The organism is Cytobacillus mangrovibacter (assembly GCF_042865275.1).
GTDB classification, from domain to species: domain Bacteria; phylum Bacillota; class Bacilli; order Bacillales; family Cytobacillaceae; genus Cytobacillus; species Cytobacillus mangrovibacter.
The window spans coordinates 23,476-45,800 of the sequence record NZ_JBIACJ010000002.1; the positions used below are offsets into that span (position 1 = coordinate 23,476).

A 22,325-nucleotide genomic window follows, 5' to 3' on the forward strand; every position below is an offset into this window, starting at 1 on the left:
TATTTGTTGGCTGACTATAGAAAAGTGGTGACTTACTGAATGAATACGGAGAAATTATCACAGCGCCTTGAAGCTGTTGCGAGTTATATTCCTGAAGGTTCCAAAATGGCAGATATTGGATCGGACCATGCGTACTTGCCATGCCATGTTGTTAAAAAGGGAGTTGTTCCCTTCGCCATTGCAGGCGAAGTGGTTGAAGGTCCTTATCAGTCGGCGAAACGACAGGTAGCGATGGAAGGGCTTGAAGAAGAGATCATTGTTCGTAAAGGAAATGGGTTAGAAGTAATTAATGATGAAGAAATTGATTGTATAACGATAGCTGGAATGGGAGGTGCTTTAATTGCTTCCATTTTGGAAGATGGGAAAGATAAGCTGGGACCAACAAAAAGATTAATTTTGCAGCCAAATATCAGTGCCATTTCGATAAGAAAATGGCTTTTGGAAAATGGATGGGAATTAATGGCTGAAGAGATTCTTGAAGAAGATGATAAAGTGTATGAAATTCTAGTGGCTGAAAAAGGAGATCCATATAGACCATATAAAGAATTACATAAAGAATTATTATTGGGCCCTTTATTAGTTGAACAAAATTCAGCTGTTTTTCGAAATAAATGGAAGTCAGAGCTTGATAATTGGCAACGAATTGTTTCTCAGCTTGAAAAAGCAGCAGAATCAGAAGAAACAAGTCAAAAGAGAAAAGAATTAATAGAAAAAATCCAAATGGTTGGGGAGGTATTGAATCATTGAAAAAAGTGAATGGTTATGAAATCATCCAGTTATTCGAACAATTTTCTCCGAAAAGCTATGCAATGGAAGGCGATAAAGTAGGATTGCAAATCGGGAGGCTGAATAAACCGATTGAAAATGTAATGATTGCTCTGGATGTATTGGAGGAAGTGGTTGATGAGGCAATTGAAAAGAATGTTCAGCTTATTATTGCCCATCACCCGCCTATCTTCCGTCCATTGAAGTCCATTGCAACGGAAACACCTGCAGGAAGACTGATAGAAAAGCTGATCAAGCACGATATCGCGGTCTATGCAGCCCATACTAATCTGGATGTAGCAAATGGCGGAGTAAATGATATGCTTGCAGATGCCCTTCAGCTTCAGAATACTGAAGTGCTTTATCCGACCTATGAGACAAAGTTAAAGAAGCTAGTTGTTTATGTGCCAGAGGAGAATGCTGAGGAGCTTAAGAAGGCTCTTGGAAGCGCTGGAGCGGGTGCTATCGGAAATTATAGCCATTGCTCATTTTCATCCGCTGGGATTGGGCAGTTTTTACCTGGTGAAGAAGCAAATCCACATATTGGCCAGCTGGGGAAGCTTGAGATGGTAAGTGAGGAACGAGTTGAAACAGTCTTTCCAGAGCATCTAGAGAAAAGAATTCTTTCTGCTATGTTTAAGTCCCACCCATATGAAGAGGTAGCTTATGATATTTATAGCCTAGAGAATAAAGGAGAAATCCTGGGGCTTGGAAAAATTGGCGATATTCAGGAAATGTCGTTAGAGGAATTCGCTAATCATGTGAAACAATGTTTGGATGTTAAAGGAGTTCGTGTTGTAGGAGATATGGCTTCGAAAGTGAAGAAAGTGGCTGTTCTAGGTGGAGATGGAAATAAATACTTCACTTCCGCTAAATTTAAAGGTGCAGATGTGTATGTAACAGGGGATATGTACTACCATGTCGCACATGATGCCATGATGATGGGACTTAATATTGTTGACCCAGGTCATAATGTTGAAAAAGTCATGAAAAAAGGTGTTGCATTAAAGCTTGAAGAGATGTGCAAGGAAAAAGGCTATGAAGTCTCTTTCATTGCATCGGAAATAAATACAGATCCTTTTCAGTTTATATAATTAAAAAAGAACCGGTCTCCACTTTACTTCTGTGACCGGTTCTTTTTTATATCTATCGCTTAATTTTGGGTAGGATTTTATTTAATGGAACTTTTTTCTCTCTTGTCCAAGTAGCTTGATTATTTGGATCAAATTGCTCAATAAAGGCAATCACTTCCTTGGTGATTGGAGTAGGAGTAGAGGCTCCAGATGTGACGGCAACAGTTGAAGCATCCTTAATCCAATCAATATCAAGCTCTGTAATATCGGCAATACGGTAAGCCTTTGTACTGGCAATCTCTTCGGATACTTGTGCTAATCGATTGGAGTTATTGCTTTTTGGATCTCCAACAACAATCGTGACGTCCGCTTGTCCTGCTTGGGTGGCAACAGCTTCTTGCCGAACTTGTGTTGCATTGCAGATTTCTTTATGGAACTCAGCATGTGGATATTTTTCCTCAAGTTTTTCCATCACATGCTTTACATCCCACTGACTCATTGTTGTTTGGTTTGTGACGACGATTTTTTCACTTTGAATTGGTAATGCTTGAACATCTTCTACTGTTTGTACTAAATGAACAGAATTTGGTGCGATTCCTACTGCACCTTCTGGCTCTGGATGTCCCTTTTTACCGATATAAATAATTTGGAAGCCTTCTTTCACTTTCTCTACTATTAAATCATGGGTTCTTGTTACATCTGGACAAGTTGCGTCAATTGTAACCAGCCCTTTTTCTTTGGCTAATTCCCTTACTTCTGGCGAGATGCCGTGAGCAGTGAAAATAACAGTTCCTTTATCAACCTTATCAAGGATTTCTTTCCTGTCTTTCCCATCTAATGTAATAATGCCCTCTTCTTCAAAAGCTTCTGTCACATGTTTGTTATGAACGAGCATTCCGAGAATATATATGGGCCTTGGCAAAGTTTTATCAAGTGCTGCATTTCTTGCAATAACCATTGCATCAACAACCCCGTAACAATAACCGCGCGGCGAAATTTTTATAATTTCCATGTACTCATACCCTCCCGAGATTTGATTCATCTATTTATGAATGTTCTTTAGTTTTCTATTAATCCTCGATCAAATAGTATAAAATGAACGATTCCGTATTTTATTATATCGGACTTTTGACAATAATAATACTAAAAGCCAATAAAGAACACTGTGTTTATTATCATAGATATAGGAGAAACTCTTTAGTTGCTTTGGGAAATGAAAAAAAACTCCCACTGATGGAAGTTTCACTTTATACATAGAGTTTGGGGATGGATAGTCCATTTGAGCTTTTTTCTATCGTTGGGGCTGTGCTATTATCGATATCGATTGTTTTACTTTCACGTTTACTAGTTGTCTTTGTCTTGGCAGATGGAGAGGGGCTGCTTTCCTCAAGCTTCTTTTCGTCAACTGCTGTCGGTTCGCTATCAGCATTTTTCAGCCCTTTGTAAAGCTTCCACATAGAAGGAATATTTTTCACGAGAGGTCCATACTGCTGGACCATTGGCCCAACTTGCTGAGCCGTATTTAACACTTTTTGTGTGTTTGCTAAAAAGCCATTGATTGAGGAAGGGTTGCTTAAGGCCTTTAATATTCCACCTGCACCTGAACCACTCGTTCCAGCGGCTCTACTCGCTGTTCCAGCGGCACCAGCTATTCCTCTTGCCTGGTTGCCTCCCCCCATCAGTTTGGCAAGTAATCCACCTCCACCCTGTCTCATTTGCGGGGCCGCGCCTTTCATCATTTGGCCCATTGGTGGAGGACCTTGCATAGTATGCATAAATGGCTGTGGAGGCATACCTCCCCGAAAAGGCATTCTTGGTCCTGGCATCATTGACATAGCCTCCTTTCTTAATAATAGGGTATGCATTTTCTAGGAATTGGTTTAGGCATAATGTGAAAGGAAAAAGCTCTTATTAGAATGAATGAATAGTAATTGTGGTGATTTCAAGCAATTTCAATTATAATAACAGGATGATTAAAATGAATCGATACACAAGGAGTTTTTAAAAATGAATGAAACAAAATTTGAACGGTATGAATTTAAGCCATTTATTATTGAGGCGGTTAAGAAATTAGGCTTTTTTGAGCCTACTGAAATACAAGAACGACTGATCCCGACGATTAGTAAAGGGGAAAGCGCAATTGGCCAATCTCAAACAGGGACTGGGAAAACCCATGCGTATATACTGCCGATCTTACAAAAGCTTGACCATACTAAGCATGAGGTGCAAGCAATTATAACAGCACCAACTAGAGAACTTGCAACTCAAATCTATCACGAAATCCTAAAAGTAACAGAGCATTGTCAAGAAGGTGAAGAAATCTCAGCCCGTTGCTATATCGGCGGAACGGACAAGCAGCGTACAATTGACAAATTAAAAAGACAGCCTCAGATTGTTGTTGGTACACCAGGTAGAATCAATGATTTAGTGAAGGAACAAGCTCTCTTTGTTCATAAAGCAACAATGCTAGTCGTCGATGAAGCTGATTTAATGCTAGACATGGGATTTATTGAAGATGTCGACCAAATTGCCAGCAGAATGCCTGAGAAATTACAAATGCTGATTTTCTCAGCGACCATTCCTGAAAAGCTTAAGCCATTTTTGAAAAAGTATTTAGAAAACCCTAAATATATCCATGTAGAGCCCAAACAAGTAACTGCTGCGAAAATTGAGCATTGGATCATGCCTTCAAAGCATCGAAATAAAGTAAATCTTGTTTTCGAAGCTTTATCCACGTTTAATCCCTATTTAGCTATTGTATTTACAAATACAAAGAAAAAGGCGGATGAAGTGGCAGATGCTTTAATTGCAAAAGGGTTGAAGGTTGGCAGAGTGCACGGTGACCTTAATCCGCGTGAACGGAAGAAAATGATGAAGCAAATACTGGATTTGGAATTTCAATACATTGTTGCGACAGATTTAGCTGCCCGTGGGATTGATATTCAGGGAATTAGCCATGTCATCAACTATGAGCTTCCAACAGATTTGGACTTCTATGTACACCGTGTCGGCAGAACAGCACGTGCTGGATTTTCGGGTATTGCATTAACTATTTACGAAATTTCAGATGAAGATGCTTTAAATCGTCTTGAGAAAATGGGGATAGAACTTGAACATGTCGACTTGCAAAAAGGAGAATGGACAAAGTTAGGTGAACGTAATAAACGTAAAAATCGTCAAAGAAAAACGGATGATATTGATAAAAAGGCTTCATCACTTATCCAAAAGCCAAAGAAGGTAAAACCAGGATATAAAAAGAAAATGCAGTGGGAAATGGATAAAATTAAAAAGCGAGAACGAAGAATCAAGAGAAAATAACTTTTTAGGGAGAGGTATTCTAAAATGCTAAAAATTGGTTCACATGTATCTATGAGCGGGAAGAAGATGCTTTTAGCAGCAAGTGAAGAGGCAGTATCCTATGGTTCCAATACTTTTATGATCTATACAGGTGCACCGCAAAACACGAGAAGAAAAAAGATTGAGGAATTGAATATTGAAGCAGGGCTTAAGCATATGGAGGAAAACGAAATTTCTGATATTGTTGTTCACGCACCTTATATTATCAATATTGGAAATACAACAAATCCAAATACATTTGAGCTAGGAGTCAATTTCCTTCGGTCAGAAATCGATCGCACGGAGGCACTAGGTGCCCGTCAAATCGTGCTGCATCCAGGTGCACATGTTGGAGCAGGTACAGAAGCAGGCATCAAGAAAATTGTTGAAGGTTTAAATGAAGTATTAAAAGGTGATGAAAAGGTTCAGATCGCACTTGAAACAATGGCAGGAAAAGGATCTGAATGTGGAAAGTCATTTGAAGAGCTTGCGATGATCATTGATGGAGTAAATTATAATGATCACTTGTCTGTCTGCTTTGATACATGTCATACCCATGATGCTGGGTATAATATTGTTGGGGATTTTGATGGTGTGCTGGAACAATTTGATCGAATCGTTGGCTTAGACCGGTTGAAGGTTCTTCATATTAATGATAGTAAAAATGAACGTGGTATGAAAAAAGACCGTCATGAAAATATTGGCTTTGGTCATATTGGCTTTAAAGCATTAAATTACATTGTCCATCATCCGCAGTTAATGAATGTACCAAAAATCCTTGAGACACCGTATGTAGGTGAGGATAAGAATAATAAAAAAGCGCCATATAAGCATGAAATTGCTATGCTCCGCGCTCAAGAGTACAACGAAAACCTTTTGGATGTAATCATGCAGTAATCACTCATCCATTAATAGCAAGAAAAGGCTGTGAAACTTTCACAGCCTTTTTCAAATATCCTTATTTAGTAAATTGTATGAATAGCTTATTCACTGCTCTTGCAGTTTCTGGTCCAGCAACTTTTGCAATTTCTTTCACTACTCTGGCACGTTCTTCGTCATTAAAAATATTTACTTGTTTTCCACGTAAATACGCAGCTATTTTATTAGCCTGCTGACTCTTAATCGTAATCTGAAATTGTTTGCCGTATTTTAATAATTCATCACCGGTAATCGTACTAATTTTATGATTAATGATGTTTTCAAAGATTTTCAATCTGCATCACTCCTCCAATGTACTGTATGAAAAAAGGGCAGAAATCGTGACATCTTTTCAAAAAAGATAAGTGTTTGTTTCTTTACAATACATTCTTCTTGCTGTATACTACTAAATCGTAATGATTCTTAAATTCTAAGGCTGTGCTTAGTTTATTCACAGCAGATTTAAAGGTGATTAAGTGGAAAAACAAATGAAGCCAATTATTGAAATTGAGCATTTATCCTATCGATATGAAAAAGAAGAGGTACTTGAACATATTAATCTGACGATTCAAGAAGGGGCCTTTTTGGGGATTGTTGGACCGAATGGTTCAGGTAAGTCGACATTAATTAAACTTGTTCTTGGATTACTTAAAACGCAAAAGGGAAAGATTAGGCTTTTTGGCCAAGAGATCAATCGGTTTAAAGATTGGTATAAAATTGGATTTGTTTCACAGAAGGCTAATTCTTTTAACACAGGTTTTCCTGCTACTGTTTATGAAGTTGTTTCAAGTGGGTTAACGAAAAAGCTCGGGCTCTTCAAATTTATGAAAAAAGAGGATCATATTAAGGTTGTTAAAGCCATTGATTCAGTTGGACTCCTTGCATTTAAAGACCAGAATATAGGGGAGCTTTCTGGAGGACAGCAGCAGCGTGTGTTTATTGCTCGAGCGCTAGTCAGCGATCCGAAATTATTGATTCTTGATGAACCTACTGTTGGTGTTGATGCTCAGAATGTCCAATCGTTTTATGAAATGCTGGATGAATTAAATAAACAGCTAGGCATTACCCTTTTATTAGTTACGCATGATATTGGGGCTATTTCTGATAAAGTGACACATGTAGCCTGCCTAAATAAACATTTACATTTTCATGGCAGGACCGAGGAGTTTGAAGAGCTTAAACGGAATGAAATGTCAGAGTTCTACGGCCATGATATTCAAATCCTGACCCATAACCATGAACACCATCATCACCACCACCACGGAGGAGCAGGGCAATGATTGCAGGTATATTACAATATGAATTTTTACAAAATGCCTTTTTAACGGGTATTATTATTGGAATTATTGCCCCATTGATTGGTGTATTTATTGTTGTGCGAAGGCTTTCGCTTATTGCTGATGCCTTAAGCCATGTTACCCTCGCTGGAATTGCTGCAAGCCTGTTTCTTGAAAAGAAATTTATGGTTTTTAGCGGCCTAAATCCGATGTATATGGGGATGCTCTTTTCGGTAACAGGTTCCTTATTTATTGAAAAGCTGCGAGCAGTCTATAAGCATTACCAGGAATTGGCGATACCGATTATCTTATCGGGAGGTATCGGACTTGGTGCGATCTTTATCTCGCTAGCTGATGGATTTAATACCGATCTATTTAGCTATTTATTTGGAAGTGTTAGTGCGGTAAGCCGGATAGATTTATGGATTATTTTAGTTATTAGTATTCTTGTAATTGTGTTAATTATTTTATTGTATAAAGAATTATTTTTGTTATCATTTGATGAAGAGCATGCGAAGGCGTCTGGTATTGCGGCAAAAAGTGTACATTTTGTTTTCATCGTGATGGTTGCTCTTGTTATTGCTGCATCCATGCGCATTGTTGGGATTCTGCTAGTTTCATCGTTAATGACCTTGCCTGTTGCCGCAAGCATTCGAATTGCTAAAGGATTTAAGCAGACAATTTTTTATTCGGTACTTTTTGGTGAAACATCGATATTAGGAGGATTAACATTGTCCTATTATTTAGATTTAGCTCCAGGTGGGACAATTGTCATGATTGCTGTGCTCATATTGATATTAACTATTTTTATCAAAAAGATGGCTGTTAGGGTATCTTAAATTTCGATTAGAGATGGAAGAAAAGGTAATTAGAGGTGAGTAAAGTGGATGTTAATGAGGCATTGCAGCTTTTAAAGAAAAAGGGTTATAAATACACAGGAAAACGAGAGGAAATGCTGCAATTTTTTGCAAAAAGCGATAAATATTTAACTGCCAGGGATGTACTTGCTTCAATGAAAGATGACTATCCTGGTTTAAGCTTTGATACGATCTACAGAAATTTATCTTTATTTGTTGATCTTGGCATCTTTGAAATGACAGAGCTGTCTGGAGAAAAACATTTTCGCTATACATGTGCGCATGAACATCATCATCATCATTTCATTTGTTTGGACTGCGGAAAAACGAAGGAAATCAAAACTTGTCCAATGAAAGAACTACAAGAAAATTTAAGAGGCTATGATGTATCCGGGCATAAATTTGAAATTTATGGACGCTGTCCAGAATGCTTTGATCATACAGATACAGCTTATAGCTAAAATAAAAAAGCGGCGGCAGCCGTTTTTTTATTTTAACCAATTTTCGACCCAAGCATTTGCCTCAGACCAATTATTTACTCGAATTACTCCACTTGGGATGGGCTCCTGATTATAAGGGGTATTGAATAAGATGACGGGAATATGACATTCTTCATGAATCATTACAGCATTATCATGCTTATCCTCAAAGAATATGTCGACGTTATAGTCTTTAGCTGCCTTTATTTTATTATGAGTTCCTAATAAATCAATATGATGAAAGCTAAGCTCATGCTGTATAAACCATTTCTCTGTAACTTTAAGAAGGTGGGCGCTTCGTGCACTAATAAAAAATAATTCATGCTCATCTCCCCATTTATTTAAAATCGTTTTTGCTCCAGCGGCAAGTGGTGATTCAGCATAAATGACAGGTTCGCTTTTAATAAACCATTTGGCAAATTCCTCTTCTGATATATCAACGGCATGTGTTAAATCATATTGTTTCACATCATTTAGGGTAATATTTAAATTAAAGTCTTTATTTATATAGGGAATAATGGAGGCAGGGCAAGTGACTGTTCCATCAATGTCTATCCCAAATCGCTTTTTCATTAGAAACTCCCCTTTATTAGTTCGATCATTATTATCTTATCGCAGATAAAGGGACAGGTCGAGAATGGTCTTTCATGTTAGGGTGTAAAATATTAACAATATTAAAACAGTCATATACGTAAACAATAATAATGCTCCAAAAATATAAATGCGTGAGTCAGGTTGCATAGTGGAAACATTATATGCTTCCATTCATGAAAGTGAGGGATCAGGCAGATGGCAGATCAAGACCGCGATTATGAGGATTACGATCTTCGGCATAGCGAGCCAATTGGAGAAAAGAACCAATATGAAACTGCAGATTTCACAGAAGAAACCTCGGCTGAACTCGCTGCACCGATTTCATTTGACAGAGGCATGAATAGAGTGGATGAGCGGGATCGGGAGACGGTTACCGCAGGAAGAGGCGTAGGTTTCGCAGCTCTGGCTCTTTCGATCATTTCTTTATTTGTGCTGCCAGTCCTGTTTGGAGCAACAGGAATCGTTCTTGGTTTCATTGCCCGACGAAGAGGAGCTACTAGTCTCGGCAGCTGGGCGATTGGAATCGGAGTCGTTTCAATTATTGTAGGAATGTTTATCCTGCCGTTTTTTTAATGGCAGAATAAATAAGAGCCTGGGCAAATGCCAGGCTCTAACTACTAGCCCGGGCCATTTATACAGGATGCTCGGGCTTTTATTATTTAATTGTTTCTGCTTTTTTCTTTTCTTCTTCTTGCTTCGCAAAGTATTCTTCAGCAATTTTATCGATTTCAATTTTTAATTCTTCTACCATTGTAGCTTCAGGAACCTTACGGATGATTTCCCCTTTACGGAAAAGCAATCCTTCACCGCGTGCCCCAGCAATTCCGATATCTGCCTCACGCGCTTCTCCAGGTCCATTTACAGCACAGCCCAGTACAGCGACTTTAATAGGAGCTTTGATTTTTTGAATATATTCTTCCACTTCATTAGCAATGCTAATTAAATCAATTTCGATTCGTCCACAAGTAGGACAAGAAATTAATGTAGCAGCATTAGAAGATAGGCCAAAAACCTTTAGCAGCTCACGGGCAACCTTTACTTCTTCAACAGGGTCAGCACTTAATGAAATACGAAGTGTGTTCCCGATCCCTTTATGCAGGATAGCACCTATTCCAGCTGCACTCTTACATGTTCCAGCAAATAGTGTTCCAGACTCAGTAATTCCTAAATGCAGCGGATAATCGAAGGCCTTACTTGCCTTTTCATAGGCTTCAATTGCTAAGTTAACATCTGATGCTTTCATGGAAACGATAATATCGTGAAAATCGAGATCTTCCAAGATTTTAATATGATGGAGTGCGCTTTCCACCATTCCATCTGCAGTTGGATATCCATACTTTTCAAGAATGCGTTTTTCAAGTGAGCCCGCATTGACACCAATTCGAATAGGAATTCCTTTTGCCTTTGCTGCCTTAACAACTGCTTCTACTTTTTCTCTTCTTCCAATATTACCTGGGTTAATTCTGATCTTGTCTGCGCCGCCTTCAATTGCTTTAAGCGCAAGTTTATAATCAAAGTGAATATCGACAACGAGTGGGATATTGATTTGCTTTTTAATATCTGCGATGGCATTTGCTGCACGTTCGTCAGGGCAAGCAACGCGGACAATTTGACAGCCAGCTTCCTCTAAACGTTTGATTTCAGCAACTGTTGCCTCGACGTCATGTGTTTTTGTTGTTGTCATACTTTGGATAAACAGCTCATTGCTGCCGCCAATTGTTAATGGTCCTACTTTAACAGGACGTGTCTTCGTACGATGTATCATTTCAGTCAATGGAGATTCGCTCCTTTTATTTCAGTTAATTATATTATAGAATTCACATTCACCTTCATATTGTATCAGTGAATCATTGATATTGACAAGAATGATGGTTTATCCAATAAAGGGAACTTTTAATTATTATTGTACACAGGAAACTTATATGTTTCTCCATATTTCAGTTCTTCAGGCTTTAGTCCATTATTTAAATTGGAAAAGTCTATGATTACATCTGTGATACTAACTGGAAGTGGACCGTTCATTTTTTGCTCAATAATAGAAAGGACTGTTTCCCCTGGATTTACCTTTTTTTCAAAAAAAGCTTCGGTAATGTTTGTCATAGAGGCAGCTTCGATAATTGGTTCATCATCAGTTGGTAATGTTCCTTTACTGAGGTCGTAATAAATGACGAAAATCGTCAGTGCGGATAATAGTAGTGCGACTAATCGTTTCATATTGGCTCAACCTCCGGAATAATTAGCTTGCATATCCAATATGTATGCTAGTCCAAAAGGGGGTAGAACGTAATAAAAGCAAAATTTCATATAATGTGAATAAGTTTACGTAATCATTACTTAACATTTACATTTCCTTCATATTCCTTTGCCATAATGTAGGTAGAAAGTCGGGAAAGGTAGGAGTCATATTTTGCTGAAGAAATTATCGCTGCAAACAAAATTATTAGTTATGATTTTAGGCTTACTGCTGATGACAGTATCAACTGTTGCGTATATTTCATATGGGAAGTCTAAGGAGACGACTATCAAATTGATGGAACAGCGGCTTAATAAAGAGGTCGCCACCATTTATGATATGGCTCAAAATGTGATGCTCATTTATGTTGGCCAGGAGGAAAAGTTTCATAAAAAGATGAACCAGGTCATAAAAAGCCAAGATGCCAATCTAGCACAGGATGGGCTTAAAGGGAATTACTTCCTAGTAAATGAGAAAGGAGCGACTCCTTTTCAAATTAGTAAGAATTCAACGATTGATTTTACAGGAGAAATAGTAGAAAAAATGAGAGAAAGACAAAACGGCATACTCCATCAAAATATAAATGGAGAGCGTTATACACTTTCCTTTCATTCGGTTCAAGAATTTAAGGGGATTTATGTTATTGCTATTCCTCAAAAACAATACTTACAAGATATTAATGAAATGGCTAAATACATATTTATTGTTGCTTTCATAAGCCTTATCTTAACTTCTATCATTCTCATTTTAATGGTAAGAGGTTTAACTAATCCTCTTATTAAGCTAAGGGAGGTCATGAGAGAGGCTAGGAATGGGCATTTGGATGTTCGCATTGAAACAAACACAACGACACCTGAAATTACTTCGCTTGTGAAGAGCTATAATGCGATGATTGGTCAAATGAGTACACTTTTATTTAAAATTTCATCGACGACAAAAGATTTATCATTAACAGGGAATGAGTTGAGAAATAGCTCTGGACAAGTGCTGGAAGAAAATGAACAGCTGATGGATGCAATCCAAGTAGTTAAAATCGGGGCAGAACAATCAGCAATAAGCTCTGAAGATAGCATAAGGATGTTTCAAGAAATGAACAGATCTCTCAGCAATATTTTTGATCATATGAAATCGGTTATGGAAAAAGTGCTAACAATGAATCAATCTGCTTATGAGGGAGAAAAGAATGTGGGGAATCTAATCAATACATTTCATCACTTTGAAATAGAATTTAAAGATGTCTCTTCATCCGTTCAAGCTGTAAAGGATCATTCAGAATCAATTGCAAATGTCGTTATGATTATTCAGCAAATGGCAGAGCAAACAAAGCTACTTGCTTTAAATGCAGCGATTGAAGCGGCAAGAGCAGGCGAATCAGGAAAAGGATTTGCGGTTGTTGCCAATGAGGTGAAAAAACTGGCTGAACAATCTTCTCTTGCAGCAAGTGAAATTAAAAATACGATTGAAAAGATGGAATACATTTCGGTAAAGACTTCCGATGAATTCGCTGAGATGATGAATAACTTCCAAACACATATTAAAACAGCATCTGCCAGTAAGGAATCTTTTGATCAATTGATGACTGAAATTACAATGGTAAGCAAGATGATTGAACAAGCTCAAGGCGAGTTAGCTGGCTTAAATCTGATTTTGCCAAAGATGGAATCAGCTACGGAGAATTATGTTTCAGTTTCTCAAGAAACACTGGCAAGTGCGGAACAGATGATGGAAGCATCACAGAGGCAAATTGTAAAAATGAAACAAAATCATGAAGCAGGTGAAAGATTGACTGAATTATCCCAATCACTTGCCATGTTAAATGCAGAATTCCGCTATGTTAAATAAATGAGAATATAAAAAGGAAAAACGCGCAAATCGCGCGTTTTATTTTTTTTCTGGTCTTGGTATTTCCTTTATCACTAAAAATAAAATGATGAAAGCAACAAACCAGTTAAGGATGGCACCATTAGGCACGAGTGTTTTTAAACTATCCATAACTGTAAAGAAGATCGTTGGCAGTGTCACGCTATACGCGGCAAGTCTCCAAGTATGGCGGTATTGGATATCTACTTCTAGCAGCTTTTTTAATAAAAGACCGACCAAGGCTAGAAATGAAATCTCAATAAATTTCAGTCCGGCAGCGAAAATATAAATAACCAGTACAATAAGCGGAATGATAATGGCTAATAAAGAATCAAAAGTTGCTAAAACACTCTCAATATCATCATTTGTAAGTACTGCATCATTTATCATGGAATAAGAGAAGGATTGGACTTGGCCCCCTGCGACAAAATAAGCATCATTCTTTAATAGTGCAATTGTGTTGTTACTATTAGATAGTTCCTTTTGATTTACTGTTCCGGTTGAATCGAAGATAATCGTGAAGTCATCCTTGTTAATAATCTTAGGAACATCAATGTCTGATTGCATTTCACCATTTTCAATGATAAATGATGGAAGTTCTGTTTTAACGCTATCTTGTATTGCACCCATCCCATTTATTAACGCTGTACTGAAATAAACGCTCGAGGGAATAATCGATAGAAGTGTAAGAAAAAATACATATAAGATCGTTTTTCCAATTCCTTGAAAGCGATATGGTGCAATATCTTTCGGTGAATAAAGACTCTTTATAAATTGTTTAAAAATATTCATTTCACACACCCTTAATTGATTTCATCCTTATAGTTTACCTGTATAAAAAACTTAGTACAAGTGTTTGACACTTAGTGCTTTACGAGTAGTTTTGTAACATAATTGTAATATTAGGCTTGTTTGTAAAGGTATTGTAAATTTAATCGAAGATATCTTTACTCTTCATTCAACATCATTAATAATTGTATGGACTTGGTGAAATGTGTCGAATAGAGATATAGGGGTTGGGGAAAAAGTGGAATTGAATATTCAGCAGATGATTTTTGAATTTCTTGGAGGCCTTGGAATTTTTCTATATGGGATTAAAACTATGGGTGACGGTCTTCAAAAATCGGCTGGTGATCGATTAAGAGATTTACTTGATCGATTCACTACAAATCCAGTTATGGGTGTATTTGCCGGGATACTAGTGACAATACTGATTCAAAGCAGCTCTGCGACAACAGTGATAACCGTTGGATTAGTGAGTGCAGGATTCATGACTCTTCGCCAAGCGATTGGTGTGATCATGGGTGCTAATATCGGTACAACTGTAACTGCATTTATTATAGGAATTGATGTGGGTGCATATGCACTGCCTATTATTGCATTAGGATCCATTTTATTATTCTTCTTTAAAAATAAAAAAGTACATAATTTTGGTCAAATTGTTTTTGGCTTCGGTGCCCTATTTTATGGATTAGAGTTAATGAGTGGTGGAATGAAGCCGCTCAGGACGCTCGAAGCCTTTCATGAGCTGACATTGAATATGAGTCAAAATCCAATTTTGGGTGTAATTGTTGGAACGGTTTTTACGGTTATTGTCCAAAGCTCAAGTGCAACGATTGGGATTCTTCAAGGACTGTTTTCTGAACAGTTAATTGATATTCATGCGGCATTGCCGGTTCTTTTTGGGGACAATATTGGCACAACGATAACTGCTATTTTAGCATCTATTGGAGCATCAGTTGCGGCCAAAAGAGCGGCTGCGGTTCATGTTCTATTTAATTTAATAGGAACAACTATTTTCATGATCCTACTCAAGCCGTTTACATTACTAATTGAAAATATCCAGGCTGGAATGGGGTTAAATCCAGAGATGACCATAGCCTTTGCCCATGGGATATTTAATGCTTCGAATACATTGATTCAATTACCATTTGTCGCAGTGTTAGCAATCATTGTGACAAAATTAATTCCGGGTGAAGATTCTGTAATGGAATACAAGGCAAAACATCTTGATCCTGTATTTATACAGCAAGCTCCTGCTATCGCTCTTGGACAAGCAAAAGAAGAAGTGTTAAGAATGGGGCAATTTTCAATTCGCGGTCTAGAAGAAACATGTGAATTCTTAAGAACAAAAAACACAAAGCATTCAAGCAATGCCATGCAGCTGGAGGATGCGATTAATAATCTGGATCGTAAAATTACAGATTATTTAATTGAGCTCTCCACAAGTTCTTTATCTGCGCATGAATCGGAAGAACATACAATGCTTATGGATACGGTCAGAGATATTGAACGTATAGGAGATCATTACGAAAATATTATTGAACTTGCTGAATATCAACTGGCGAATAAGGTGCAAATTTCAGAATCTGCAATGGCTGATCTAGAAGAAATGTTTAAGCTAGCCATTTCTACTGTGAAAGAATCAATTCATGCATTGGATCATAAGGATAGAGAAGTGGCACAAGATGTTGTGAAAAAAGAAGAAGAGATTGATAAAATGGAAAGAAAACTTCGCAAACAGCATATTCTTCGTTTGAATGAAGGGTTATGTTCTGCTCAGGCAGGAATATTCTATGTAGATATTATTAGTAATCTGGAACGAATTGGTGATCATGCAGTAAATATTGCTGAAGCTATTTTAGGTGAAGAATATCATTAGAAAGACATTAATTGCAGATGCAGGGAGGGCAATCAATGTTCTATTTTATAAAGGCAGGTGAGTAGATTCCTATGGAGTATCTGTATTGGACCTTAATTATTATTTTATTTGTTATCGCCTTTATTGGTCTTGTATACCCAATTATCCCAAGTGTTTTATTTGTATTAGGAGGATTTATTCTTTACGGAGTATTCTTTTCCTTTGAACCGTTTAACTGGCTGTTTTGGCTAATACAGGGGCTTTTTGTTTTATTACTATTTGGAGCAGACTATGTCGCAAATTTAATTGGAATCAAAAAGTTTGGAGGTTCAAAGGCAGGTATTTGGGGAAGCACAATTGGAATGCTTGTTGGTCCTTTTGTCATTCCTGTTATTGGGATCATTATCGGACCGTTTCTAGGTGCCATTATTGCAGAATTGGCAGTTAATAAGAAAGAGTGGAAGGAAGCTGTGAAGATTGGTTTTGGATCTGTCATTGGCTTTATTAGCAGTGTGATCACTAAAGGAATCATTCAAGCAGTGATGATCATTTATTTTGCTCTTGTTATTTAATAAGGGACCCATTGCCTCTTAATGATGCAGTGGGTCCTATTCTTTATTGTTTAATTTAACCCGCAGATTTCAGAAGGACAGTTTTGACAATCGACTTCCTTCTTTAGGTAATTTAAGTTTTTTATTATTAATCGTTGCCGGTCATAAGAAATGATATCTTTATCTCTTAGCTCCTTTAGCATTCTCTGTATAACTTCTCTCGTCCCAAAGCTTAAATTAGCTAACTCCTGGTGGGTAAGAGGGAAATCTATTAAAATGCCTTCTGAAGTCCTGATTCCATAGCTGTTGGAGAGGCGAATTAAGATTGAATAGAGCCCTCCTTTTTTTCCGTGAATAATTAAATCCTGGCATATCATTTGTGCCTTCAAATATCTTGTGCTGAGCCAAGATGTTAAATTACTCAATCTTTCTTTGTCTTGTAAAATATACTCTTCGAACGGTTCTTTCTTAATGATCAACATTTCACAATCTGTCATTGCCTTTGCGAAAAAATGGTATTTAGGTGCCTGCTTGAATAACTGGTACTCTATAATCAATTCTTCCCCATTAATAATCTTTAAAATAAACTCTTTTCCGTTCATATTCATTCTTCCTAGAGCAGCTTTTCCTGACAACATTAAATAAATATGTTCAACTTTATCCTTCTCTTGAAAAAGCATTGTTCCTGCATTAATTTTTTGTACAGTTTCATTTTCGATAAAATGTTGGACAAGCAGACTGTATAGTGAAATGGTATAATTTTTCAATATTTGTCACTCCTTCCAATGCCTCTAATTCTGATTTAAAGGAAATAGTGTGAAGCTGTCAATGACAGAATTGGATATGTTGTGTGGAATGACATAGGGAATATGACATAAGTCGTTGACAGACAGGAGTTAGAAGAAATCATGACAATTTCATGAAAAATGTTAGGGACTTGTATGTTTTATCTAAAAAAGGGGAAAGGTATATTTGTCTTTTGTCACTTAGATTAAGTGTGGTTCTTCCGCTTTAATTTGAGCATTTTGTTTGAAAGGATTAGATAACTTTGGTAATCTTATATGGAAAGCCCAAAAGAATCATTCTAAAATTAGAATAATAGGAATGGAGGAATAATTCAGAAGGCTTAAATTATTTACATAGGGAGGAATTTATTATGGCATTCGAATTACCGCAATTACCTTATGCTTACGATGCACTTGAACCAACGATTGACAAAGAAACAATGAATATTCACCACACTAAGCACCACAACGCATATGTTACTAACTTAAACAATGCATTAGAAGGAAATGAAGAGCTTCTTTCTAAGTCAGTTGAAGAAGTTGTTTCAAACCTGGATGCAGTTCCAGAAGCTGTTCGTACAGCAGTGCGCAACAATGGTGGCGGTCATGCAAACCACTCCTTATTCTGGCAAGTGATTTCTCCAAACGGTGGCGGTGAGCCAGCAGGAGATTTAGCTGCTGCAATTAACAGCAAATTTGGCAGTTTCGATAGCTTTAAAGATGAGTTTGCTAAAGCTGCAACCACTCGTTTCGGTTCTGGCTGGGCATGGCTTGCAGTTAACAATGGTGAGCTTGAAGTAACAAGCACACCAAACCAAGATTCTCCATTAATGGAAGGCAAGACTCCATTATTAGGTCTTGACGTTTGGGAGCATGCATACTACCTAAATTATCAAAACCGTCGTCCAGATTACATTAACTCTTTCTGGAATATTGTTAATTGGGATGAGGTTTCTAAGCGCTATAGCGCAGCGAAATAATAGAATCAGTTAAAAAACGGCAGAACTAACTGCCGTTTTTTTGTTGTCTAAGAAATTATAAATTTGGATGTTGTGGATAACTTTGCGACAAGTTTGTCTGCGTCCAGCTCCAGCGCCTACCCCCGACGTACAGGACGTACTAGTGTCGACAATGCGACAGGACGTCGCGTTTTTGTCGACCTCGAGGTCACAAGCCAATCCTCCCAGAAAGGTAAAGGACACCTTTCCGTGAGGCTCGTCTTGTGCTTGTCGGGGGTGATCAAGGCGCCTGCGCATTTGTTCATTTCATAGAATACAATAAATTTGAATAAGTGATTTGATTTTGATGGAAACTACCCTTTAGAACCAAAGGGGAGTTTTTTTTATGAGTAAAGTTAAGAAGTTGATCGGAGATGTGGAACTAACAAAGGATTTAAGCCTACTGCTTATAATTGGGGGGCTCTATTCATTAAGTGTGGCTCTATCAAATACATTTGTAAATATTTATCTCTGGAAGCAGTCAGGAGAATTCAAGGATTTAGGTTTATATAATCTCTCAATTGTTGTCTTACAGCCTTTGACATTTATAGTTGCTGGGAGATGGGCAAAGAAAGTTGACAGAGTGATTGTTCTAAGGATTGGCGTCATGTTTTTAGCTGCATTTTATTTAACCGTTCTAGCAATTGGTACTGACGCTTCGAAATTCATCTTACTTCTTGGTGCTCTGCTTGGAGTAGGATATGGGTTTTATTGGCTTGCATTTAATGTGTTAACCTTTGAAATTACCGAGCCTGAGAATCGAGACTTCTTTAATGGGTTTCTTGGAATACTTTCATCTATTGGCGGAATGATCGGGCCGATTGCTGCTGGCTTTATTATCTCAAGAATGGAAAAGTTTACAGGATATTCGATTATTTTTGGTGTATCACTTGGACTTTTTTCATTGGCAGTTTTTTTAAGCTTTTTTATAAAAAGAAGACCAGCTAATGGGAAGTACTGGTTTAAGCGAATTATTGCAGAGAGAAAGCTCAATCGAAATTGGCGCCTGATAACGAATGCACATTTTTTTCAAGGTCTGCGTGAAGGGACATTTGCCTTTATCATATCTGTCTTTGTTTTCATTTCTACTGGTAGTGAGTTAGCTTTAGGCACTTTTGGACTTGTTAACTCAGGCATTTCATTTATTACATACTATAGTGTGTCAAGGCTTCTCAAGAAAGATCAGCGAAAAAAGGCCATATTAATTGGCGGTATTATTTTATACGCCTCTATCTTTTTAATCATTTTTAATTTAACTTATCCCAAGCTGCTGCTCTATGCAGGAATGATTGCCATTGCTTATCCTCTATTGCTTGTTCCTTATATTTCGATGACTTACGATGTGATTGGAAAGGGATGGAAAGCTGCGGAAATGAGAATTGAATACATTGTCGTGCGTGAGATATTTTTAAACGCTGGCCGTATTGTCTCAATTCTAAGCTTTTTAGGAGTAGTCATATTTTTAAATGAAGAAAGAGGCATTCCGATCCTTCTTCTTTGTTTAGGCATTGGTCACTTAATTATTTACTTCTTTATCCGAAAAGTTCATTTGCAATCCACATGAGAGAAGAGGGGAAACCCCTCTTCTCTTTATGAAATTAACAGATATTTCAACCCTGCCCTTTATGATAGAATTATTTATTGATTTCTTATAGAATGTAATAAGATATCAAATGTGAAATAAAAAGGATGTGTAAATAAAAATTGAACCAAAAGAAGAAGAAAAAGAAGTCCCATGTTCCATTTCGATTGAACATCCTATTCTTTATTGTTTTTGTCTTATTTTCAATCTTAATTCTAAGACTTGGCTTTGTACAAATTGTTTATGGAGACGATTATCGACGGGAGATTGAGCGAACAGAAGATAGAATCGTAAATAACCCTGTACCACGAGGAAAGATGCTCGATCGGACAGGAAAGATAATTGTTGATAATACGCCGCAAAATGCTATCACCTATACAAATAGCGGAGCTAAACAGGATGAAATGCTAAAGGTAGCTGAATTGCTTGCAAAACTAATTGAAAAAGACACGGATAAAGTCCAGGAAAGAGATAAAAAGGATTACTGGATTTTAAACAATGAAGAGCGTGCCAATGAAAAGGTAACAGATGAGGAAATAGATAAATTAAAGGAAACGCTTGAAGGAAAAGAGTTAGACAAAGAAATTTATAAGCTTAAGCTTGATCGAATTACAGAGGAGGAGTTAAACGAACTTACAGCATTCGATTTAGAAGTTTTGGCTATTTATCGTGATTTTACAAGTGGATATGCCTTAACTCCACAAATTGTTAAGAATAAAGATGTGACAGATGAAGAATTTGCTGTAGTTAGTGAGAACTTGCAGCTGCTGCCTGGTGTTGATACGACAACAGACTGGGAAAGGTATTATACATTTGGTGACACATTGAAATCTGTGCTCGGAAGTGTGTCTGATGATGGACTTCCAGCTGAGCAGCTTGATTATTATTTAGCGCGGGATTACAGCCGCAATGATCGGGTTGGAAAAAGCCAAATTGAACTTCAATATGAAGATGTACTTCACGGCCAGAAAGCAAAAGTGAAAAATGTAACTGATAAATCAGGCAATGTCCTAGAAACGATTCCGATTTCAGAAGGCAAAAGAGGAAAGGACCTTGTATTAAGTATTGATATGGACCTTCAAATAGCTGTTGAAAAGATTATTGAAGAGGAATTAAAAGCGGCAAAGGGAAAATCAGGTACTACTTTACTTGATCGTTCCTATGTTGTCCTCATGGATCCCCGTACCGGAGAGATTCTCTCAATGGCAGGAAAACGAATAGTCAAAAAGGAAAACGGGGAAAGAGTCATAATGGATGATGCCCTAGGAAATATTCAAACGACTTATAATGTAGGGTCTACTGTCAAAGGTGCAACGATTATGACTGGCTATAACACTGGGGCGATTCGTCCGGGAGATACGTTCTATGATACACCAGTAAAAATTAAGGGGACTCCACCTAAGAAATCTTGGAAAAGTGGTCTAGGTACGATGTCAGATATTACAGCCCTTAAATTTTCTTCAAACGTTTATATGTTTCAGACTGCAATAAGAATAGGCGGAGGGACTTACAGTTACGACCGTCCATTAAGACTGGAACCGGAAGGATTTAGCACCATTCGTGATTCCTTTGCTCAATATGGACTAGGGATTAAAACAGGTATTGACCTTCCAAATGAACAGTCTGGATTTAAAGGAAACGGAACAAAACCCGGTTTCATGCTTGACCTTGTAATCGGCCAGTATGATACGTATTCAAATATGCAGCTTGCTCAATACGTTTCAACAATTGCCAATGGCGGAAACCGAATGGAGCCGCATATTGTGAAAGAAATACGTGAACCGCTAATGGATAATGGAGAAATTGGGCCAATTATCGAGGAAATTGAACCAAAAGTGCTTAACCGTGTAGAAGGAAAAGAAGAGTGGCTTGACCGTGTTCAAGAAGGCTTCAGAAAAGTTGCCCAAGAACCAGGTGGGACAGCCTATTCAAGCTTTGGAGCGAAAGGAAAGGATTATAGTCCTGCAGGAAAAACGGGTACAGCCCAAGCATTCTATGATGGTCCAGAGCGAAGCAAATATGGTAAGATACCGCCTGAGGTTATTAATTTAAGCTATGTTGGCTATGCACCTTATGATAATCCTGAAATAGCTATTGCAGTCTTAGTACCATGGGCTTATCAAGGCAGTCATGGGCATTATGCCAATAGAAATATTGCCGAACGTGCCCTGGATACGTATTTTGAATTAAAGAAACAAAGACAAGCAGGCACAAACAATACGGATAATTCAAACCAAGACGAGCAAGAAAATGATGGTGAAGAAACAGAGTAAGAATAATAGTTACTTGTAAAAAGTCTATTCCCGATAGAGGAGTAGGCTTTTTTTTATGTAAATAACTGGCTATTCCTTTTGGGGAATTCAATTTTTATACATC

Annotated in this window: 22 protein-coding genes; 14 read left to right on the top strand and 8 right to left on the bottom strand. The window is 37.6% G+C overall.

Annotated features, from left to right (window positions below):
- Positions 1 to 39 precede the first annotated feature (39 nt).
- Positions 40 to 747 (top strand): tRNA (adenine(22)-N(1))-methyltransferase, encoded by a 708-nt coding sequence (locus tag ACFYKT_RS03425; protein ID WP_389215486.1) that lies wholly within the window; start codon positions 40 to 42, stop codon positions 745 to 747.
- The gene (locus tag ACFYKT_RS03430) at positions 744 to 1,859 is read left to right on the top strand and encodes a Nif3-like dinuclear metal center hexameric protein (protein ID WP_389215489.1); all 1,116 of its coding nucleotides are present in this window, start codon (positions 744 to 746) and stop codon (positions 1,857 to 1,859) included. Before ACFYKT_RS03425 ends, ACFYKT_RS03430 begins: the two co-directional genes overlap by 4 nt.
- Before the next feature lie 52 nt (positions 1,860 to 1,911).
- Here the strand turns inward: ACFYKT_RS03430 and ACFYKT_RS03435 are convergent, their stop codons facing one another.
- Positions 1,912 to 2,850 (bottom strand): 4-hydroxy-3-methylbut-2-enyl diphosphate reductase, encoded by a 939-nt coding sequence (locus ACFYKT_RS03435; protein WP_389215492.1) that lies wholly within the window; start codon positions 2,848 to 2,850, stop codon positions 1,912 to 1,914.
- Between the two features lie 235 nt (positions 2,851 to 3,085).
- Positions 3,086 to 3,667: a VrrA/YqfQ family protein gene (gene vrrA, locus ACFYKT_RS03440; protein WP_389215495.1), complete on the bottom strand. Its 582-nt coding sequence runs from the start codon at positions 3,665 to 3,667 to the stop codon at positions 3,086 to 3,088.
- Positions 3,668 to 3,845: 178 nt separating this feature from the next.
- On the opposite strand from vrrA, the gene ACFYKT_RS03445 reads away from it, so the two are divergent.
- Both ACFYKT_RS03445 and ACFYKT_RS03450 read left to right on the top strand, forming a co-directional pair.
- Positions 3,846 to 5,156 (top strand): DEAD/DEAH box helicase, encoded by a 1,311-nt coding sequence (locus ACFYKT_RS03445; protein WP_389215498.1) that lies wholly within the window; start codon positions 3,846 to 3,848, stop codon positions 5,154 to 5,156.
- A gap of 24 nt (positions 5,157 to 5,180) precedes the next feature.
- Positions 5,181 to 6,071 carry a deoxyribonuclease IV gene (locus ACFYKT_RS03450; protein WP_389215501.1) on the top strand — a complete coding sequence of 297 codons (891 nt, stop codon included), beginning with the start codon at positions 5,181 to 5,183 and terminating at the stop codon, positions 6,069 to 6,071.
- A gap of 61 nt (positions 6,072 to 6,132) precedes the next feature.
- Here the strand turns inward: ACFYKT_RS03450 and ACFYKT_RS03455 are convergent, their stop codons facing one another.
- Complete coding sequence (locus ACFYKT_RS03455) at positions 6,133 to 6,387, bottom strand: DUF2624 domain-containing protein (RefSeq protein ID WP_389215504.1); 255 nt, start codon at positions 6,385 to 6,387, stop codon at positions 6,133 to 6,135.
- A gap of 193 nt (positions 6,388 to 6,580) precedes the next feature.
- Between ACFYKT_RS03455 and ACFYKT_RS03460 the strand changes: the two genes are divergently transcribed.
- From ACFYKT_RS03460 to ACFYKT_RS03470, 3 genes are read left to right on the top strand one after another with little or no spacing between them, the layout of a single operon-like run.
- Positions 6,581 to 7,372 (top strand): metal ABC transporter ATP-binding protein, encoded by a 792-nt coding sequence (locus tag ACFYKT_RS03460; RefSeq protein WP_389215507.1) that lies wholly within the window; start codon positions 6,581 to 6,583, stop codon positions 7,370 to 7,372.
- Positions 7,369 to 8,208 (top strand): metal ABC transporter permease, encoded by an 840-nt coding sequence (locus tag ACFYKT_RS03465; RefSeq protein WP_389215509.1) that lies wholly within the window; start codon positions 7,369 to 7,371, stop codon positions 8,206 to 8,208. Before ACFYKT_RS03460 ends, ACFYKT_RS03465 begins: the two co-directional genes overlap by 4 nt.
- 44 nt (positions 8,209 to 8,252) lie before the next feature.
- Positions 8,253 to 8,687: a Fur family transcriptional regulator gene (locus tag ACFYKT_RS03470; protein ID WP_389215512.1), complete on the top strand. Its 435-nt coding sequence runs from the start codon at positions 8,253 to 8,255 to the stop codon at positions 8,685 to 8,687.
- A gap of 27 nt (positions 8,688 to 8,714) precedes the next feature.
- On the opposite strand, the gene ACFYKT_RS03475 is transcribed toward ACFYKT_RS03470, so the two are convergent.
- The gene (locus ACFYKT_RS03475) at positions 8,715 to 9,278 is read right to left on the bottom strand and encodes a hypothetical protein (RefSeq protein WP_389215515.1); all 564 of its coding nucleotides are present in this window, start codon (positions 9,276 to 9,278) and stop codon (positions 8,715 to 8,717) included.
- 216 nt (positions 9,279 to 9,494) lie between these two features.
- Here ACFYKT_RS03475 and ACFYKT_RS03480 point away from each other — a divergent pair, with 216 nt between their 5' ends.
- Positions 9,495 to 9,872 (top strand): hypothetical protein, encoded by a 378-nt coding sequence (locus tag ACFYKT_RS03480; RefSeq protein ID WP_389215517.1) that lies wholly within the window; start codon positions 9,495 to 9,497, stop codon positions 9,870 to 9,872.
- Positions 9,873 to 9,954: 82 nt separating this feature from the next.
- Here ACFYKT_RS03480 and ispG read toward each other — a convergent pair whose 3' ends face one another.
- A complete protein-coding gene (ispG, locus tag ACFYKT_RS03485; protein ID WP_389216994.1) occupies positions 9,955 to 11,064 on the bottom strand; it encodes a flavodoxin-dependent (E)-4-hydroxy-3-methylbut-2-enyl-diphosphate synthase in 1,110 nt (369 codons plus the stop codon).
- A 128-nt stretch (positions 11,065 to 11,192) separates the two neighbouring features.
- A complete protein-coding gene (locus tag ACFYKT_RS03490; RefSeq protein WP_389215519.1) occupies positions 11,193 to 11,513 on the bottom strand; it encodes a hypothetical protein in 321 nt (106 codons plus the stop codon).
- Positions 11,514 to 11,706: 193 nt separating this feature from the next.
- Here ACFYKT_RS03490 and ACFYKT_RS03495 point away from each other — a divergent pair, with 193 nt between their 5' ends.
- Positions 11,707 to 13,374, top strand: coding sequence for a methyl-accepting chemotaxis protein (locus tag ACFYKT_RS03495; RefSeq protein ID WP_389215522.1), 1,668 nt, complete (start codon positions 11,707 to 11,709; stop codon positions 13,372 to 13,374).
- 39 nt (positions 13,375 to 13,413) lie between these two features.
- Here the strand turns inward: ACFYKT_RS03495 and ACFYKT_RS03500 are convergent, their stop codons facing one another.
- A complete protein-coding gene (locus ACFYKT_RS03500) occupies positions 13,414 to 14,184 on the bottom strand; it encodes a DUF1189 domain-containing protein (RefSeq protein WP_389215525.1) in 771 nt (256 codons plus the stop codon).
- Between the two features lie 256 nt (positions 14,185 to 14,440).
- On the opposite strand from ACFYKT_RS03500, the gene ACFYKT_RS03505 reads away from it, so the two are divergent.
- On the top strand, positions 14,441 to 16,054 hold the full coding sequence (locus ACFYKT_RS03505) for a Na/Pi cotransporter family protein (protein WP_389216997.1): 1,614 nt from the start codon (positions 14,441 to 14,443) through the stop codon (positions 16,052 to 16,054).
- A 71-nt stretch (positions 16,055 to 16,125) separates the two neighbouring features.
- Positions 16,126 to 16,605 carry a DUF456 domain-containing protein gene (locus tag ACFYKT_RS03510; RefSeq protein WP_389215528.1) on the top strand — a complete coding sequence of 160 codons (480 nt, stop codon included), beginning with the start codon at positions 16,126 to 16,128 and terminating at the stop codon, positions 16,603 to 16,605.
- Between the two features lie 50 nt (positions 16,606 to 16,655).
- Here the strand turns inward: ACFYKT_RS03510 and ACFYKT_RS03515 are convergent, their stop codons facing one another.
- Positions 16,656 to 17,351 (bottom strand): Crp/Fnr family transcriptional regulator, encoded by a 696-nt coding sequence (locus ACFYKT_RS03515; RefSeq protein WP_389215531.1) that lies wholly within the window; start codon positions 17,349 to 17,351, stop codon positions 16,656 to 16,658.
- A gap of 389 nt (positions 17,352 to 17,740) precedes the next feature.
- On the opposite strand from ACFYKT_RS03515, the gene ACFYKT_RS03520 reads away from it, so the two are divergent.
- The 3 genes from ACFYKT_RS03520 to ACFYKT_RS03530 all read left to right on the top strand — a co-directional run bounded on the left by ACFYKT_RS03520 (position 17,741) and on the right by ACFYKT_RS03530 (position 22,222).
- Entirely contained in the window at positions 17,741 to 18,349 is a 609-nt protein-coding gene (locus ACFYKT_RS03520) for a superoxide dismutase (protein ID WP_389215534.1), read from the top strand.
- 364 nt (positions 18,350 to 18,713) lie between these two features.
- Entirely contained in the window at positions 18,714 to 19,931 is a 1,218-nt protein-coding gene (locus ACFYKT_RS03525; protein ID WP_389215537.1) for an MFS transporter, read from the top strand.
- A gap of 140 nt (positions 19,932 to 20,071) precedes the next feature.
- Positions 20,072 to 22,222 (top strand): peptidoglycan D,D-transpeptidase FtsI family protein, encoded by a 2,151-nt coding sequence (locus ACFYKT_RS03530; RefSeq protein ID WP_389215540.1) that lies wholly within the window; start codon positions 20,072 to 20,074, stop codon positions 22,220 to 22,222.
- Positions 22,223 to 22,325: the final 103 nt, after the last annotated feature.

What these genes read in the sequence shown, in the direction of transcription:
- ACFYKT_RS03425 (WP_389215486.1), top strand. Translation starts at nt 40, where the DNA reads ATGAATACGGAGAAATTATCACAGCGCCTTGAAGCTGTTGCGAGTTAT.
- ACFYKT_RS03435 (WP_389215492.1), bottom strand. Translation starts at nt 2,850, where the DNA reads ATGGAAATTATAAAAATTTCGCCGCGCGGTTATTGTTACGGGGTTGTT.
- vrrA (WP_389215495.1), bottom strand. Translation starts at nt 3,667, where the DNA reads ATGATGCCAGGACCAAGAATGCCTTTTCGGGGAGGTATGCCTCCACAG.
- ACFYKT_RS03445 (WP_389215498.1), top strand. Translation starts at nt 3,846, where the DNA reads ATGAATGAAACAAAATTTGAACGGTATGAATTTAAGCCATTTATTATT.
- ACFYKT_RS03450 (WP_389215501.1), top strand. Translation starts at nt 5,181, where the DNA reads ATGCTAAAAATTGGTTCACATGTATCTATGAGCGGGAAGAAGATGCTT.
- ACFYKT_RS03460 (WP_389215507.1), top strand. Translation starts at nt 6,581, where the DNA reads ATGAAGCCAATTATTGAAATTGAGCATTTATCCTATCGATATGAAAAA.
- ACFYKT_RS03465 (WP_389215509.1), top strand. Translation starts at nt 7,369, where the DNA reads ATGATTGCAGGTATATTACAATATGAATTTTTACAAAATGCCTTTTTA.
- ACFYKT_RS03475 (WP_389215515.1), bottom strand. Translation starts at nt 9,278, where the DNA reads ATGAAAAAGCGATTTGGGATAGACATTGATGGAACAGTCACTTGCCCT.
- ACFYKT_RS03480 (WP_389215517.1), top strand. Translation starts at nt 9,495, where the DNA reads ATGGCAGATCAAGACCGCGATTATGAGGATTACGATCTTCGGCATAGC.
- ispG (WP_389216994.1), bottom strand. Translation starts at nt 11,064, where the DNA reads ATGATACATCGTACGAAGACACGTCCTGTTAAAGTAGGACCATTAACA.
- ACFYKT_RS03490 (WP_389215519.1), bottom strand. Translation starts at nt 11,513, where the DNA reads ATGAAACGATTAGTCGCACTACTATTATCCGCACTGACGATTTTCGTC.
- ACFYKT_RS03500 (WP_389215525.1), bottom strand. Translation starts at nt 14,184, where the DNA reads ATGAATATTTTTAAACAATTTATAAAGAGTCTTTATTCACCGAAAGAT.
- ACFYKT_RS03505 (WP_389216997.1), top strand. Translation starts at nt 14,441, where the DNA reads ATGATTTTTGAATTTCTTGGAGGCCTTGGAATTTTTCTATATGGGATT.
- ACFYKT_RS03510 (WP_389215528.1), top strand. Translation starts at nt 16,126, where the DNA reads ATGGAGTATCTGTATTGGACCTTAATTATTATTTTATTTGTTATCGCC.
- ACFYKT_RS03520 (WP_389215534.1), top strand. Translation starts at nt 17,741, where the DNA reads ATGGCATTCGAATTACCGCAATTACCTTATGCTTACGATGCACTTGAA.
- ACFYKT_RS03525 (WP_389215537.1), top strand. Translation starts at nt 18,714, where the DNA reads ATGAGTAAAGTTAAGAAGTTGATCGGAGATGTGGAACTAACAAAGGAT.